This is a genomic window from Mycobacterium sp. NAZ190054 (assembly GCF_001545925.1).
Lineage (GTDB): Bacteria > Actinomycetota > Actinomycetes > Mycobacteriales > Mycobacteriaceae > Mycobacterium.
Genome location: NZ_LMVQ01000051.1, coordinates 1 through 14,876, shown reverse-complemented (window position 1 = coordinate 14,876; position 14,876 = coordinate 1). Strand labels below are relative to the sequence as shown.

At 69.6% G+C, this 14,876-nt stretch carries 14 protein-coding genes and 1 pseudogene; 13 read left to right on the top strand and 2 right to left on the bottom strand.

The features are described 5' to 3' along the window. The 5 genes from glp to ASJ79_RS05185 form a co-directional block, all read left to right on the top strand. A partial coding sequence (glp, locus tag ASJ79_RS05205) for a gephyrin-like molybdotransferase Glp (RefSeq protein WP_067953676.1) occupies positions 1–786 on the top strand: 786 nt, incomplete at its 5' end. A 28-nt stretch (positions 787–814) separates the two neighbouring features. Beyond that, positions 815–1,516: a phosphatidylserine decarboxylase gene (locus tag ASJ79_RS05200; protein WP_067953675.1), complete on the top strand. Its 702-nt coding sequence runs from the start codon at positions 815–817 to the stop codon at positions 1,514–1,516. Continuing rightward, the gene (locus ASJ79_RS05195; protein ID WP_067953674.1) at positions 1,513–2,364 is read left to right on the top strand and encodes a phosphatidylcholine/phosphatidylserine synthase; all 852 of its coding nucleotides are present in this window, start codon (positions 1,513–1,515) and stop codon (positions 2,362–2,364) included. Before ASJ79_RS05200 ends, ASJ79_RS05195 begins: the two co-directional genes overlap by 4 nt. Before the next feature lie 10 nt (positions 2,365–2,374). Continuing rightward, a complete protein-coding gene (locus ASJ79_RS05190; protein ID WP_156448283.1) occupies positions 2,375–4,576 on the top strand; it encodes an AAA family ATPase in 2,202 nt (733 codons plus the stop codon). 235 nt (positions 4,577–4,811) lie between these two features. Further along, on the top strand, positions 4,812–5,309 hold the full coding sequence (locus ASJ79_RS05185; protein WP_067953672.1) for a DUF1707 domain-containing protein: 498 nt from the start codon (positions 4,812–4,814) through the stop codon (positions 5,307–5,309). Here ASJ79_RS05185 and ASJ79_RS05180 read toward each other — a convergent pair. Next, a complete protein-coding gene (locus tag ASJ79_RS05180) occupies positions 5,306–6,802 on the bottom strand; it encodes a potassium/proton antiporter (protein WP_067953671.1) in 1,497 nt (498 codons plus the stop codon). The two genes, ASJ79_RS05185 and ASJ79_RS05180, sit on opposite strands and share 4 nt — an antisense overlap. 52 nt (positions 6,803–6,854) lie before the next feature. Between ASJ79_RS05180 and ASJ79_RS05175 the strand changes: the two genes are divergently transcribed. From ASJ79_RS05175 to ASJ79_RS05140, 8 genes are all read left to right on the top strand, one after another. Continuing rightward, positions 6,855–7,550 carry a TrkA family potassium uptake protein gene (locus tag ASJ79_RS05175; RefSeq protein ID WP_067953670.1) on the top strand — a complete coding sequence of 232 codons (696 nt, stop codon included), beginning with the start codon at positions 6,855–6,857 and terminating at the stop codon, positions 7,548–7,550. 89 nt (positions 7,551–7,639) lie between these two features. Then, a complete protein-coding gene (locus ASJ79_RS05170) occupies positions 7,640–10,549 on the top strand; it encodes a Na+/H+ antiporter subunit A (RefSeq protein WP_067953669.1) in 2,910 nt (969 codons plus the stop codon). Beyond that, positions 10,546–11,013: a Na(+)/H(+) antiporter subunit C gene (locus ASJ79_RS05165; protein WP_067953668.1), complete on the top strand. Its 468-nt coding sequence runs from the start codon at positions 10,546–10,548 to the stop codon at positions 11,011–11,013. The genes ASJ79_RS05170 and ASJ79_RS05165 overlap by 4 nt, the downstream gene beginning before the upstream one ends. Continuing rightward, positions 11,010–12,626: a Na+/H+ antiporter subunit D gene (locus ASJ79_RS05160; RefSeq protein WP_067953667.1), complete on the top strand. Its 1,617-nt coding sequence runs from the start codon at positions 11,010–11,012 to the stop codon at positions 12,624–12,626. The genes ASJ79_RS05165 and ASJ79_RS05160 overlap by 4 nt, the downstream gene beginning before the upstream one ends. Further along, complete coding sequence (locus ASJ79_RS05155) at positions 12,623–13,162, top strand: Na+/H+ antiporter subunit E (RefSeq protein ID WP_067953666.1); 540 nt, start codon at positions 12,623–12,625, stop codon at positions 13,160–13,162. Before ASJ79_RS05160 ends, ASJ79_RS05155 begins: the two co-directional genes overlap by 4 nt. Beyond that, a complete protein-coding gene (locus ASJ79_RS05150) occupies positions 13,159–13,446 on the top strand; it encodes a monovalent cation/H+ antiporter complex subunit F (RefSeq protein WP_067953665.1) in 288 nt (95 codons plus the stop codon). Before ASJ79_RS05155 ends, ASJ79_RS05150 begins: the two co-directional genes overlap by 4 nt. After that, on the top strand, positions 13,443–13,811 hold the full coding sequence (mnhG, locus tag ASJ79_RS05145; RefSeq protein ID WP_067953664.1) for a monovalent cation/H(+) antiporter subunit G: 369 nt from the start codon (positions 13,443–13,445) through the stop codon (positions 13,809–13,811). Before ASJ79_RS05150 ends, mnhG begins: the two co-directional genes overlap by 4 nt. Then, positions 13,792–14,535 carry an SAM-dependent methyltransferase gene (locus ASJ79_RS05140; protein ID WP_067953663.1) on the top strand — a complete coding sequence of 248 codons (744 nt, stop codon included), beginning with the start codon at positions 13,792–13,794 and terminating at the stop codon, positions 14,533–14,535. The genes mnhG and ASJ79_RS05140 overlap by 20 nt, the downstream gene beginning before the upstream one ends. Positions 14,536–14,544: 9 nt before the next feature. On the opposite strand, the pseudogene ASJ79_RS05135 reads toward ASJ79_RS05140, so the two are convergent. Further along, positions 14,545–14,876: pseudogene (locus ASJ79_RS05135) on the bottom strand (ATP-dependent protease); the annotation flags it as partial.

The following is a 14,876-nucleotide window of genomic DNA, read 5'->3' as shown; positions in this document are numbered from 1 at the left end:
GGTGGGGACGTCACCGCCGGAACGACGGTGCTGCGGGCCGGCCAGGTGGTCACCCCTGCCGTGCTGGGCCTGGCCGCCGCGCTGGGCCTGGGTGAGCTGCGGGTGACGCCGCGCCAGCGGGTGCTGGTGGTGTCCACCGGTACCGAACTGGTCGCCGCGGGCCGTCCGCTGCAGCCCGGGCAGATCTACGAATCCAACGGGGTGATGCTGTCCGCCGCCGTGCGTGAGGCCGGAGGTGAGGTGGTGGCCTCGCCGATGACCGGGGACGACGTCGACGCGTTCCGGGACCTGCTGAAAAGCCACGCCGGTGACGCCGACCTGATCATCACCACCGGCGGGGTCAGCGCCGGCGCCTACGAGGTGGTCAAGGACGCGCTGACCCAGGGTGGTGTCGAGTTCACCAAGGTCGCGATGCAGCCGGGCATGCCCCAGGGCGCGGGCACGGTGCACGGCGTCCCGGCGATCACACTGCCGGGCAACCCGGTCAGCGCGCTGGTGTCGTTCGAGGTGTTCGTGCGCCCGGCGCTGCGGGCGGCGATGGGTCTGCCCGATGTCGAACGGCCCCGCCGGGCCGCGGTGTTGACCGAGGACCTGGTCTCGCCCCGGGGCAAGCGGCAGTTCCGGCGTGGCGTCTTCGACCCGGCCGGCGGCACCGTCACCAGCTACGGACCTCCGGCGTCGCACCACCTGCGCTGGCTGGCCTCGGCGAACTGCCTGCTGGAACTCGACGAGGACACCGCCGAGGTCGCCGCCGGAGCCCGCGTGCAGGTGTGGGACCTGCGATAGCCCCCGGGACCGTAGAATCGCGGCCACGATGGCCAGACGCCCCGACCTCAAGACAGGACCAGCGCGCCTGGCGGCCCTGGTTCGCACCTCCGTCCCTCCGATGCACCCCGCCGGCCTGCCGTTCGTGGGCGCCAGCATGGCCGTCGCGCTGGCCGGCCGCAGGAGCCGCTGGCTCCGCCGCGCCGGGCTGATGTCCGCCGCGGCCAACGCCGCGTTCTTCCGGCACCCGCCGCGCACCCCTCCGACCCGGCCCGGTGTGGTCGTCGCCCCCGCCGACGGGCTCGTCTGCCTGATCGAGGAGGTCGCGCCGCCGAGTGAACTGGGGCTGCCCGCAACGCCTTTGCCGCGGATCAGCATCTTCCTCTCGGTGCTGGACGCACACGTGCAGCGCGCCCCGCTCGGCGGCGAGGTCGTCAGCGTCACCCACCGCCCGGGTCTGTTCGGCTCGGCCGACCTCGCCGCGGCGAGCGCGGACAACGAGCGCAACAGCGTGGTGATCCGCAGCCCGGAGGGCGACGAGGTGATCGCCGTACAGATCGCAGGGCTGATCGCCCGGCGCATCGTGTGCGACGTCAAGCCCGGCGACAAGGTCGGCCTCGGCGACACCTACGGCCTGATCCGCTACGGCTCGCGGCTGGACACCTACCTGCCGGCCGGGTCGACGATCCTGGTCACCGTCGGGCAGCGGACGCTGGCCGGCGAAACCGTCCTGGCCGAGCTGCCCCGATGAGGCCGCGGATCACGAAGTCGGTCGTCAGCGTGCGCATCCTGCCCAGCGCGATGACCGTCGCCGCGATCTGTCTCGGGCTGAGCGCGGTGAAATTCGCGCTCGACAACCGGCCGACCGAGGCGATGGCCTTCCTGGCGATCGCGGCGATCCTCGACGCGCTGGACGGCCGCACCGCCCGCGCGCTGAAGGCCACGTCGCGGATGGGCGAGGAGATCGACTCGCTGGCGGACGCGGTGAACTTCGGCGTCGCACCGGCTTTCATCGTGTACGGCACCCTGCTGTCGACGTCGCGGATCGGCTGGATCGTGGTGCTGCTGTACGCGGTGTGCATCGTGTTGCGGCTGGCCCGCTTCAACGCGATGCTCGACGTCGACCAACCCGCCTACGAGAAGAAGTACTTCGTCGGCATGCCCGCACCGGCCGGGGCGATCGGGGCGATCGGCCCGCTGGCGGCCAAGATGCAGTTCGGCGACGGCTGGTGGACGTCCGAGCCGGCGGTCGTCATCTGGATGATCGGCGTCTCGCTGCTCGTGGTCAGCACGCTGCCGATGCGCAAGATCCACACGTTCTCGGTGCCGCCCAACATGGTGGCGCCACTGCTGGCGCTGCTGGCCATCGGGGTGGCGGCCTCGATCCTGTACGGCTACGTGGTGATCCTGGTGATCATCGTGGCCTACTTCCTGCACATCCCGTTCGCGATCCGCACCCGCCGGTTCCTCGCGGCGCACCCGGAGGTGTGGGACGACAAGCCCCGCCAGCAGCGCGCGGCACGCCGTGCGATCCGGCGGACCCAACCGCACCGGCGCTCGATGCTGCGCCTGGGCCTGCGCAGGCCACCGAGAGGGTGACGTGTCCGAACTGCACCAGTCCGCCCAGGACCATCCGACCCGCGCACACCTGACGCTGACCGCGAGGCTGAACACATCGGCCCTGGACTCCCGCCGCGGCGTGGTCCGGCTCCACCCCGAAGCCATTGCCGCACTGGGCATCCGGGAGTGGGATGCGGTCTCGCTGACCGGTACCCGCAGCACCGCCGCGGTGGTCGGCGTCGCCCCGGCGGGCACGCCGACGGGCACCGCGCTGCTCGACGACGTGACGCTGTCCAACGCCGGCCTGCGGGAGGACACGCCGGTGCTCGTCGCTCCGGTCACCGTGTACGGCGCCCGCTACGTCACGCTGAGCGGCTCGAAGCTGGCCACCCGGTCGGTGTCGCCCGCCACGCTCCGACAGGCCCTGCTCGGCAAGGTGATGACCGTCGGCGACACCGTCTCCCTGTTGCCGCGCGATCTCGGGCCGGGCACCTCGTCGTCGCAGGCCAGCGCGGCGCTGGCGTCGTCGGTCGGGATCACCTGGACCTCTGAGCTGTTGACCGTGACGTCCGTCGACCCGGCCGGACCCGTCAGCGTGCAACCCAATTCACTGGTCGACTGGGGTGAGTCGGCATCGCCCACCCCGGCTGCCGGCACCGGCCGGCACGTGGTGACCGAGTCGGAGCAGTCCGAGACACCCGCGGTCGGCTTCGACGACCTGAAGGGCTCGCATGCGCAGGCGGGCCGCCTGACCGAGTGGCTCAAACTCGCCCTCGATCAACCCGAACTTCTCGAAAAGCTGGGCGCCACAGCTAATCTCGGGGTACTGGTGTCGGGCCCGGCCGGGGTGGGCAAGGCCACCCTGGTGCGTGCGGTGTGCGCGGGCCGGCGGCTGATCGAACTCGACGGGCCCGAGGTCGGCTCGCTGCGCGCCGAGGACCGGCTGGCGAAGGTGTCCTCGGCGGTCGCCGCTGTCCGAGACGGCGGCGGCGTGCTGCTCGTCACCGACGTCGACGCGCTGCTCCCGGTTCCCGCCGATCCGGTGGCCACGCTGATCCTGACCGAGCTGCGCTCCGCGGTGGCGACCAGAGGTGTCGCGTTCGTGGCCACCACGGCTCTGCCGGACAACGTCGATCCTCGGCTGCGCGCGCCGGACCTGTGCGACCGCGAACTCGGCGTGACCCTGCCCGACGGCGCGGTGCGCGCACAGCTGCTCGAGGTCCTGCTGCGCGACGTCCCGGCGACGGGCCTCGAACTCGACGAGATCGCGGAACGCACACCGGGATTCGTGGTCGCCGATCTCGCCGCCCTGGTGCGCGAGGCCGCGCTGCGGGCCGCGTCGCGGGCCAGCGAGACCGGTGAGACGCCTGCCCTGCAACAGGACGATCTGATCGGTGCGCTCGGCGTGATCCGGCCGCTGTCGCGCTCGGCCACCGAGGAGGTGTCGGTCGGCTCGGTCACCCTCGACGACGTCGGCGACATGGCCGACACCAAGCAGGCGCTGACCGAGGCGGTGTTGTGGCCGCTGCAGCATCCGGAGACGTTCCAGCGGCTCGGGGTTCAGCCGCCCCGCGGGGTGCTGCTGTACGGGCCGCCCGGGTGCGGCAAGACATTCGTGGTCAGGGCGCTCGCGAGCTCCGGCCGGCTCAGTGTGCACGCCGTGAAAGGCGCTGAGCTGATGGACAAGTGGGTCGGCTCGTCGGAGAAGGCGGTGCGTGAGCTGTTTCAGCGGGCCCGCGACTCGGCGCCGTCGCTGGTGTTCCTCGACGAGATCGACGCGCTGGCTCCGCGCCGCGGCCAGAGCTTCGACTCCGGTGTCACCGACCGTGTGGTGGCCGCGATGCTGACCGAGCTCGACGGCATCGAGCCGCTGCGCGACGTGGTGGTGCTCGGGGCGACCAACCGGCCGGACCTGATCGATCCGGCGTTGCTTCGGCCCGGCCGGCTGGAGAAGCTGGTGTTCGTCGAGCCCCCGGACGCCGAAGCCCGCACCCAGATCCTCGAGACCGCAGGCAAATCCGTGCCGCTGGCCGGCGACGTCGACCTGGCGACGTTGGCGGCCGAGCTCGACGGATACAGCGCCGCGGACTGTGTGGCGCTGCTGCGGGAGGCCGCGCTGACCGCGATGCGCCGCTCGATCGACGCGGCCGATGTGACCGCGGCCGACGTCGCCGCGGCCCGCGAGAGCGTGCGGCCGTCGCTCGACCCCGTGCAGGTCGAGTCGTTGCGGGCCTTCGCGCAATCGCGCTGAGCGATCGGGCCCGCGCATCCCAGCGAGCCCACCGGGCGAGATGCCTCACCTGTCCCACTTATGCGCCTTTTGCAGAGCTCTACTCGCACTTTCTCTGCATTACGCAGATAGGTGTGACTTTTGAGGAATGGGATCGACCGCAGACGACGCCGGAGCCCGACCAAGACAGATCTTGACACTGACTAGTTCTGATGGCATCGTCAAACTAGTCGTCGTCAAGATTTGGGGAGTTTTCATGAACGCCACCGTCACATCCACAGTGCGCGCCGGTGACCGCGACCGCGACATGACCGCCCACCTGCTCGGCCAGGCGCTGGCACAGGGCTACCTCGACATGGTCGAGTACGAGAACCGCCTGCAGGCGGTGTACGACGCACACACCACCCCCGACCTGCGGCAGCTCACCGCCGACCTGCCGGTGGCCGAGTTGCGCCGCAAGGACCCCCGTCGTCACGCGGCCCGCCGCGCGGCGGCCCGCCGCAGCGTCCACCTGCATCTGGCCGGGTATCTGGCGATGGTCCTCATCGTGCTCACGGTGTGGCTGGCCGTCGGGTTGTCCGGGGGCTCCTGGTACTTCTGGCCGGTCTGGCCGATCCTCGGCGCGGGCATCGGCGTCCTCGGCCACGCGCTGCCGATCAAATACGCGTTCCCCACCTGCGCCGAAATTGCATTCCAGCAGCGAAAAAGCGAGTACGGCCCTGCTGGAATGCAATTTCGGCGGGGGGATCGCTAGGCCGGGTCGCCGTACTCGTCGAACCAGTACGCGAGCTTGCCGCGGCGGCTGACCGCACGGAGCCGCCGCTCGGCCAGATCCCGCGTCACCGACGTCGTCACGATCAACAGTTCGTCACCGACCCGCAGGCGCGTCACCGGCTGCGGGACGAACGGCTGGCCCGACCGGATGATGAGCGTGATGACGCTCGGGTCGGGCAGCCTCAACTCGAGCACCGTCACGTTGTGCAGCCGCGATCCGGGTGACACCGTCATCGTCAACAGCTCGGCGCCCAGCACGTCCAATGGCGCGGCGTCGACCTGGATCTCGCGGGTGCTGTCGCGCGGGATCAGGTTCAGCCATTCGGCGACCAGCCGCAGGCTCGGCCCCTGGATCACGGTGAACAGCACCACCAGGATGAAGACGATGTTGAGCAGGCGCCAGCTGTCGGGCACCCCGGCCACGATCGGATACGTGCACAGCACGATCGGGACGGCACCGCGCAGTCCGGCCCACGACAGGAACATCTGCTCGCGCAGCCGCACGCGAAAACCGATGAGCGACACCAGCACCGAGAGCGGCCGCGCCAACAGCAGGAGCACCAGGCCCGCGACGATCGCGGGCACCACCTCGTCGAGCAGCTCGTCCGGCGACACCAGCAGACCGAGGATGACGAACACCCCGATCTGGGCCAGCCACCCCGCGCCCTCGGCGAACGACCGCGTCGCCGAACGGTGCGGCAGACCGGAGTTCGCGAGCACCACGCCGGCCAGGTACGCGGCCAGGAATCCGCTGCCCTGCGCCGTGCCGGCCGCGGCGAACGCGAGCATGCCCAGCCCGAACGTCGCCAGCGGATACAACCCGGCAGCGGGAAGGGCGATGCGCCGCAACGCCATCGCCCCCAGCACGCCGCATCCGAGACCGAGCACGGTGCCGATCGCCAGCTGGTAGACCAGCGTGCCCGCGACGGTCAGCGGGTTCAGGTCCAGGGGTGTGGTGCTGAACAGCACCACCAGGATCACCGCGGGGGCGTCGTTGAAACCCGACTCGGCCTCCAGCAGACCGCTCAGCCGCCGGGGCAGCGGAACCACCCGGAGCACCGAGAACACCGCCGCGGCATCGGTACTGGAGACCACCGCCCCCAGCAACAGGGCCAGCTGCCAGTCCATCCCGAGGAGCCAGTGCACGGCGGTCGCGGTGGCCAGCGTGCTCACCGCGACGCCGACGGTCGCCAGCACGCCGGCCGGCGCGAGCACCTTCCGGATGTCGCCGAAGCGCGTCGTCAGGCCGCCCTCGACCAGGATCACCGCCAGCGCGGCCGTACCCAGATCCTGCGCCAACTGCGCATTGTCGAACTGCAGACCCAGCCCGTCCTCGCCGACAAGCACGCCGACACCGAGGAACAGCAATAGGCTGGGAAGGCCGACTCCGGTGGCCAGCCTCGTCGCGGCGATGCTCGCCAGGAGCACGAGACCCCCGATGAGCAGCGCCACGTAGAGCTGGTGCAGTGTCACCGGACAAAGTAAATCAGGACAGTAGTTGCCCGGCCGGGCAAAAGGAGACTCGATGCGGATCGCCATCGCGGGTGCGGGTGCGGTCGGCCGGTCCGTCGCGCAGGAGCTGGTCGACTACGGCCACAAGGTCCTGCTCATCGAGAAGGAGTTCGGCCGCTACGAGCCCGCCACCGTGCCGGGCGCCGAATGGTTGTGGGCGGACGCATGTGAGGTCGCCTCGCTGGAGGAGGCCGAGATGCAGATCTGCGACGTCGCGATCGCCGCCACCGGAGACGACAAGGCCAACCTCGCGATGGCGTTGCTCGCGAAGTCAGAGTTCGGCATCGACCGGGTGGTCGCCCGGATCAACGACGCCCGCAACGAATGGCTGTTCACCGAGGCGTGGGGTGTCGACGTGGCGGTGTCGACACCGCTGGCGCTGGTCGCCGCGATCGAAGGCGCCATCGACGTCGGCCACCTCATCCGGTTGATGGCGCTCGGCAAGGACTCCCGCGGCGATCTCGGACAGCGCGCCACGAATGTCGCGAAGATCACCCTGCCCGACGACAGCCCGCTGGTGGCGCAGCGCGTGTGCGACCTGCCGATGCCCGAGGACAGCGCGCTCGTCACGCTGACCCGTGGAAACCGCCTGATCGTCCCAGAGCCTCACGAGGTTCTGCACGCCGGTGACGAACTGCTCTTCGTGTCCGCGTCCGGTGTTGAGGAGCACATCAAAGCAATGGTGCGGGGCACCCGTAGACTGGGATGACTCCAGAGTCAGTACGGCTGACCACCTTTTGTCCACCTGCCCGACGGTAAGCCCGCCCGACAGCGTGCCGCCCACGACGAGACGGAGCCATGCTCGCCATCCTCGCTGCCCATGCAGCCGCCACCTTGCTGGCGCCCCTTCTTGTGTACCGATGGGGTCGGATGGCGTTCTGTCCGCTGGCGCTCGTGCCGCTCGCGTCCCTGGTCTGGGTGGTACTGAACTGGCCGGCGAAGGGTCGCTCCCACACGGTCGACGTGGCCTGGGTGCCCAACCTGTCGATGGACATCACGCTCCGGTTCGACGCGCTGGCCGCTGTGATGAGTGTGCTGGTCCTGGCGATCGGCGCGCTCGTGCTCTTCTATTGCGCCGACTACTTCCACCATCACGACGGTCGCAAGGAGAAGCGACTGCCGAGTTTCGCCGCCGAACTGGTGGCGTTCTCCGGCGCCATGTTCGGCCTGGTCACCAGCGACAACATGTTGGTGCTCTACGTGTTCTGGGAGATCACGACGGTCCTGTCGTTCCTGTTGGTCGGGCACTACGCCGAACGGGCGACGAGCCGCCGGGCGGCCATGCAGGCGCTGCTGGTGACGACGTTCGGCGGGCTGGCGATGCTGGTCGGCGTCGTCGTCATCGGGAACATCGCGGGCACCTTCCTGCTGTCGGAGCTGATCGCGAACCCACCGACCGGGCCGGCCGCGTCGGTGGCGGTGGTGCTGATCCTGATCGGCGCGCTGTCGAAGTCGGCGATCGTGCCCATGCACTTCTGGTTGCCGGGCGCCATGGCCGCACCGACCCCGGTCAGCGCGTACCTGCACGCCGCCGCGATGGTGAAAGCCGGCGTCTACCTCATCGCGCGGATGACACCCGGTTTCGCCGACAGCCCCGTATGGCGGCCCACGGTCGTCACCCTCGGACTGATCACGATGCTCATGGCCGGCTGGCGGGCCATCCGCGAGTACGACCTGAAGCTCATTCTGGCCTTCGGCACGGTCAGCCAGCTGGGCTTCATCACCATCATGGTCGGCGTCGGCGGCAGCGAGATGATGCTGGCCGGGCTGGCGCTGCTGTGCGCGCACGCGATGTTCAAAGCCGCGCTGTTCATGGTCGTCGGCATCATCGACCACGCCACCGGCACCCGGGACATCCGCAGGCTGGCCTGGCTGGGCGACCGCAACAAACCGTTGCTGATCATCGGGTGCGCGGCGGCCGCGAGCATGGCGGCGTTGCCGCCGTTCTTCGGGTTCGTCGCCAAGGAGGCCGACTTCGAGACGGTGCTGCACAGCCCGTATCTGGGGGCTGCGTCGCCGTTCGTGCTCGCCGGCGTCGTGTTGGGCTCCGTGCTGACCACCGTCTACACCCTGCGGTTCGTGTTCGGCGCGTTCGGACGCAAAGGTCTTCCCCACCCCAGCACCCGGGTCACCGAGATGCACCGTCCGGGTCCCGGCTTCCTGATCCCGCCCGCGATCCTCGCCGCGGCCGGGCTGGTGTTCGGCCTGTGGCCCAAGCCCCTTGACCGTGTGCTGGGCAACTACAGCGAAACCGTGCCGGACCCGCGGGGTTACACCGGCGAGTACCACCTCGCGCTGTGGCACGGGGTGAACCTGCCGCTGCTGCTGTCGGTGCTGGTGCTGGCCGTCGGTATCGCGGTGTACGCGGCGCGGGGACGGCTGCGGCGGGCCCGGGTGGCATTCCTGACGTTCGGTAACGCCGACCGCATCTATGACGCGGTCATCCGCGGCGCCGACCTGCTCTCGGTGCGGTTGACCGCGCTGACCCAACGCGGATCGCTGCCCCAGACCCAGTCGTTCATCCTCATCACACTGGTGGTGCTCCCGCTCGCCGTGCTGGGCCTGGGCGCCCGCGACCGGCCGCACTTCCAGTTGTGGGACTCCCAACCGCAGGTGGTGGTCGGAGTGCTGATGGTCGCCGCGGCTCTCGCGGCCGTGGTGATGCGTAACCGTCTCGCCGCGGTGCTGCTGGTCGGCGTCACCGGTTACGGCTGCGGTGCGATCTTCGCGTTCCACGGCGCACCGGATCTCGCGCTGACCCAGTTCCTGGTCGAGACGTTGACGTTGGTCGCCTTCGTCCTCGTCCTGCGCACGCTGCCTGCCGAGACGAGCCGCGCCGAGAACACCCGCTTCCGGCTTCCGCGGGCCGCGCTCGCAGCGGCGGTCGGCGTGGCGGTGGCGACGCTCGCGGCGTTCGCGATGGCGGCGCGCACCGGCCGGCCCATCGCAGAGCTGCTCCCCGACGCCGCGTATGCGATCGGGCACGGGTCGAACACCGTCAACGTGATCCTGGTGGACATCCGCGCCTGGGACACCATGGGCGAGGTGTCGGTGCTCCTCGTCGCTGCCACCGGTGTCGCGTCGATGGTGTTCCGCAGCAGGCGGTTCGGCGCCGCGCCGCGCGTCTCCGACGCCGGTCAACCCGACATCGGCCAGCTGCCTGCTTCCTTCAACAACAGTCCCGCCGCCGGTGACATCACCTGGCTGCGCGGCAGCGAACTGCGCGACCCGCGGCACCGGTCGCTGGTCCTGGAAGTCGCCACCCGGTTGATCTTCCCCGTGATGATGGTGCTGTCGGCGTACTTCTTCTTCGCCGGCCACAACGTCCCCGGCGGCGGGTTCGCCGGCGGCCTGATGGCGGGGCTGGCGCTGGTGCTGCGGTATCTGGCGGGCGGACGTTACGAGCTCGGGGAGACGCTGCCGCTGGACGCGGGCAAGATCCTGGGTGCGGGTCTGGCGCTGTCGGCGGGAACCGCCGCGGCGTCACTGCTGCTCGGCGCCCCCGTTCTGTCTTCGGCGGTGATCGAGTTCGAGCTGCCCGTGCTGGGAACGGTCAAGTTCGTCACGGCACTGTTCTTCGACCTGGGCGTGTATCTGATCGTGGTCGGTCTGGTGCTCGACGTGCTGCGCAGCCTCGGCGCCCGCATCGACGTCGAGATGAGCGAGCAGCTGCGCCAGCAGACCGGCCGGACGGTGAGGCAGCGATGACCACCTTTCTTGTACCGCTCATCCTGGTCGGGGTTCTCACCAGCGCCGGGGTGTATCTGCTGCTGGAACGCAACCTCACCCGGATGTTGTTGGGTCTGCTGCTGATCAGCAATGCGATCAACCTGCTGCTGCTCAACGCCGGCGGGCCGTCGGGCAACCCGCCGGTGCGCGGACGCACCAGCGGCGCGGAGACGACGACCGCAGACCCGTTGGCGCAGGGCATGATCCTGACCGCGATCGTGATCACGATGGGGGTGGCGGCCTTCGTGCTTGCGCTGACCTACCGGTCGTACCGGATCAACACCATCGAAGAGGTCAGCAACGACCCCGAGGACACCCGGGTGTCCCAGCTGTCCGGCAAGGAGGACGACGAAATCGAGGACCGTCTGGTGCCGAACCTTTCCCGCGACACCGACCTGCCCGACGAGCTCGACGCACTGCCCGGCTACGAGGGGTCGCGATGATCGAGGCCCACTACGCGTCGGTGCTCACACCACTGCCCGTCCTCGTCCCGATGCTGGCGGCGGCGGCCACGCTGATCGCCGGGCGCCGACCGCGCCTCCAACGCGCGATCGTGGTTCTCGCGCTGTCGGCGGTCGTCGCGGTGTCGGCCGCGTTGCTGTATCTGGCCGACCGCGACGGCACGATCGCGCTGCAGGTCGGCGGTTGGGGACCGACCGAACCCGGCCTGGGGCCGCTCGGCGTGACGCTGGTGGTCGACCGGTTGTCGGCGTTGATGCTCGTCGTGTCGTCGATCGTGCTGCTCGCCGTGGTGTTCTACGCCATCGGGCAGGGCATCCGGGACGGCGATGAGCGGCAGCCGGTTTCGATCTTTCTGCCGACCTACCTGGTGCTGTCGGCCGGGGTGTTCATGGCGTTCCTCGCCGGAGACCTGTTCAACCTGTTCGTCGGCTTCGAGGTGCTCCTCACCGCGAGCTTCGTGCTGCTGACCATCGGCGCCAGCAAGGAACGGGTCCGTGCGGGCATCTCGTACGTGATGGTGTCGATGGTGTCGTCGTTGGTGTTCCTCTTCGGCATCGCGCTGGTGTACGCCACCACCGGCACCCTGAACCTCGCCGAGATCGCGGTCCGCCTGGACGACGTGCCCGAAGGTACCCGGATGGCGCTGTTCGCGGTGCTGCTGGTCGCGTTCGGCATCAAGGCTGCCGTCTTCCCGCTGTCGGCGTGGCTGCCCGACTCGTATCCCACCGCGCCGGCGCCCGTCACCGCGGTGTTCGCCGGCCTGCTCACCAAGGTCGGCGTCTACGCGATCATCCGCGCCCATTCACTGCTGTTCCCCGGCGGCGGGATGGACCGCATCCTGCTGGTGGCCGGTCTGCTGACGATGATCATCGGCATCTTCGGTGCGATCGCCCAGAGCGACATCAAGCGCCTGCTGTCGTTCACGTTGGTCAGTCACATCGGCTACATGGTGTTCGGGATCGCGTTGTCGACCCATCTGGGAATGGCAGGGGCGATCTACTACGTCGCGCACCACATCCTGGTGCAGACCACCCTGTTCCTCGTCGTCGGCCTGATCGAGCGGCAAGCCGGCGCGTCCACGCTGGAGCGTCTCGGCGGACTGGCCGCGGCCAGTCCGCTGCTGGCGTTCGTCTTCGTCGTCCCCGCGCTCAACCTCGGTGGCATTCCGCCGTTCTCGGGATTCATCGGGAAGGTGGCACTGCTGGAAGCCGGTGCCGAATCCGGGTCCGTGCTGGCGTGGATCCTGGTGGCGGGTAGCGTCGCGACGAGCCTGCTGACGCTCTACGTGGTGGCGCGGGTGTGGACCAAGGCGTTCTGGCGGTCCAGGAAGGACGCCCCCGAAGGGCACCTGTCGGGTCCCGCCCCGGCGGCTCTGCTGGACAACACCGACGAAACCATGGACATCGAACTGGCCGACCGGGACGATGTGGGCAGGATGCCCGTCGGCATGCTGGCACCCACCGGTGCGCTCATCGGCGTCGGCCTGATGCTCACGATCCTGGCGGGCCCGATCTTCTCCTACAGCGACCGCGCCGCCCACGAGGTGATCGATCGCGCCCAGTACATCGGGGCGGTCCTCGGGGGCCGACCATGAGAACTCTGACCCTGCGCGTCTGGATCGTGCTCTGGCTCGTGCTGGTGTGGCTTCTGTTGTGGGGCAACATCTCCGCAGCGAACGTGGTGTCCGGCCTGGCGGTCGCGCTCGTCATCACACTGCTGCTGCCGCTGCCTCCGGTCCCCGTGGAGGGCCGGTTCCATCCGCTGTCGGTGCTGCGACTCGTCGCCACCGTGGCCGGCTGGTTGGTGGTCTCGTCCTTTCAGGTGGCGGCCCTGGCCGTCAAACCGGGGCCACCGCCGCTCACCGCGGTGCTGCGCGCGCACCTTCACGTCAAGTCCGATCTGGTGCTGGCACTGGCGGTCAACATCCTGAACCTGACACCGGGCAACATCGTGCTCGAGATCGACCAGTCCCGCCGCCTGATCTACGTCCACGTCCTGGACGTCGGATCCGACCGCACCGTGAACCGGTTCTATCACCAGGTCGACAAACTGCAGAAGCTGCTGGTGGCGTCGTTCGAGCGCGAGGCGGACTGGCGACCCTCGGCGGACAAGGAGGTCGATTCCGCATGATGTACGTCTGGATCGCGGCCGGGACGATGCTGTCGCTGGCGGCGCTCACCACCATGTGCCGCATGCTGCTCGGCCCGACCACACTCGACCGACTGGTCGCGCTGGACACTCTGGTCGCGGTGACCATGTGCGCCATCGGCACCTGGGCGGCGTTCAGCCTCGACACCACGGTCACCTACAGCTTGACGGCGCTGGCGCTGATCACGTTCGTCGGCTCGGTGAGCGTCGCGCGGTTCCGCGTGCCGGACGTCGCCGATCCGGCGGACAAGGGGCCGGCACGATGACCATCTCCGACATCGTCGTCGCCGTGTTGATCCTCGGTGGTTCCGCCTTGGCGCTGACCGCGGCGGTGGGCGTCGTCCGATTCCCCGACACGCTTTCGCGGATGCACGCGGCCACCAAGCCACAGGTGCTCGGCCTGCTGCTGGTGCTGGCCGGTGCCGCCATCCGCCTGCGTGGCAACATCGACATCGGCATGCTGATCCTGACCGGCATGTTCACCCTGATCACCGCACCGGTGATCGCGAACCGGGTGGGCCAACTGGCCTACCGGGAGCAGAACATCCGTGACGATCTGCTGACCAGGGACGAGATGCATGAATTCGCCGCCGAACGGGAACTCGGCGGCCATGACGATCCTGGACGGTGACCCCGGCGCGGTCGATGCCGGGCTGACGCCGCTGCGCGTCGCGAAGGCCCGCGCGCAGGAGGCGGCCTCGGAGCGTCCGCTGTTCACCGATCCCTTCTCCCGGCTGTTCGTCGGCGCCGGCGGCCCCGGCGAGGCGGACTCGCATATCGCGAATTACGTTGCGGCACGGACCAAGTGGTTCGACGACTTCTTCCTCGCGGCAAGCTCGGCGGGGGTGTCCCAGGTGGTGATCCTGGGCTCCGGTCTCGACGCGCGTGCGTGGCGGTTGCCCTGGCTCGGCGACACCGTCATCTATGACGTCGAGGAGCCCGAACTGCTGGAATTCAAGCAGCGCGTCCTCACGCAGTCCGGCGCCGAACCCGCGGCCCGGCGGGTACCGGTGCCTGCCGACGTTCGCGACGACTGGCCGCGAGCGCTGACCGCGGCCGGCTTCGACGCCGACGAGCCGACGGTGTGGGCGGTCGAGGGTCTGCTGCCGGGCCTGTCCGCCGACCTCCAGGAACACCTCCTCGACAGAATCGACCTGCACAGCGCCCGTGGCAGCAGGGTCGGCGTCGAGACCCGTGCCGAAGGCCCCGACCATTTCTGTTGGTTGTGCGCCCGGAGTTGGGAGGTGACCTCCACGACCACCGCCGACCTGTTGGAGCGGTATCACCGCGCGCTGCCCCATCACCGGGACGGCCACATCACGCGAAGCGTGTTCCTCGACGGCCGGAAACTCTGAGCGGCGCGGCTACTCCGACAGCTCGAACTCCACCATCGCGGTCACGGTGTCGACGGCCTCGGACAGCGCGCTGACACGCTCGGCTGCGGTCGGGGCGGCCAGCACCGCATAGCGGTCGGCCTGCCCCATCGGAAGTCGGGATGCCAACGCGTACAACCACTTCGCCGCCTCGCCTGACTCATCGGCGCCCGCCACGATGTCGCGGGCGTTGACCTGCGCACCGCGCGCGGCGGCGATCCGCTCGAACAACGCCACCATCCGGTCCTCGATGTCACGGATCGCCTCGACGTCGACGGTCTGCCCCGGGTCATCGGGCCACAGCTCGATCACCGCCCTCGGGT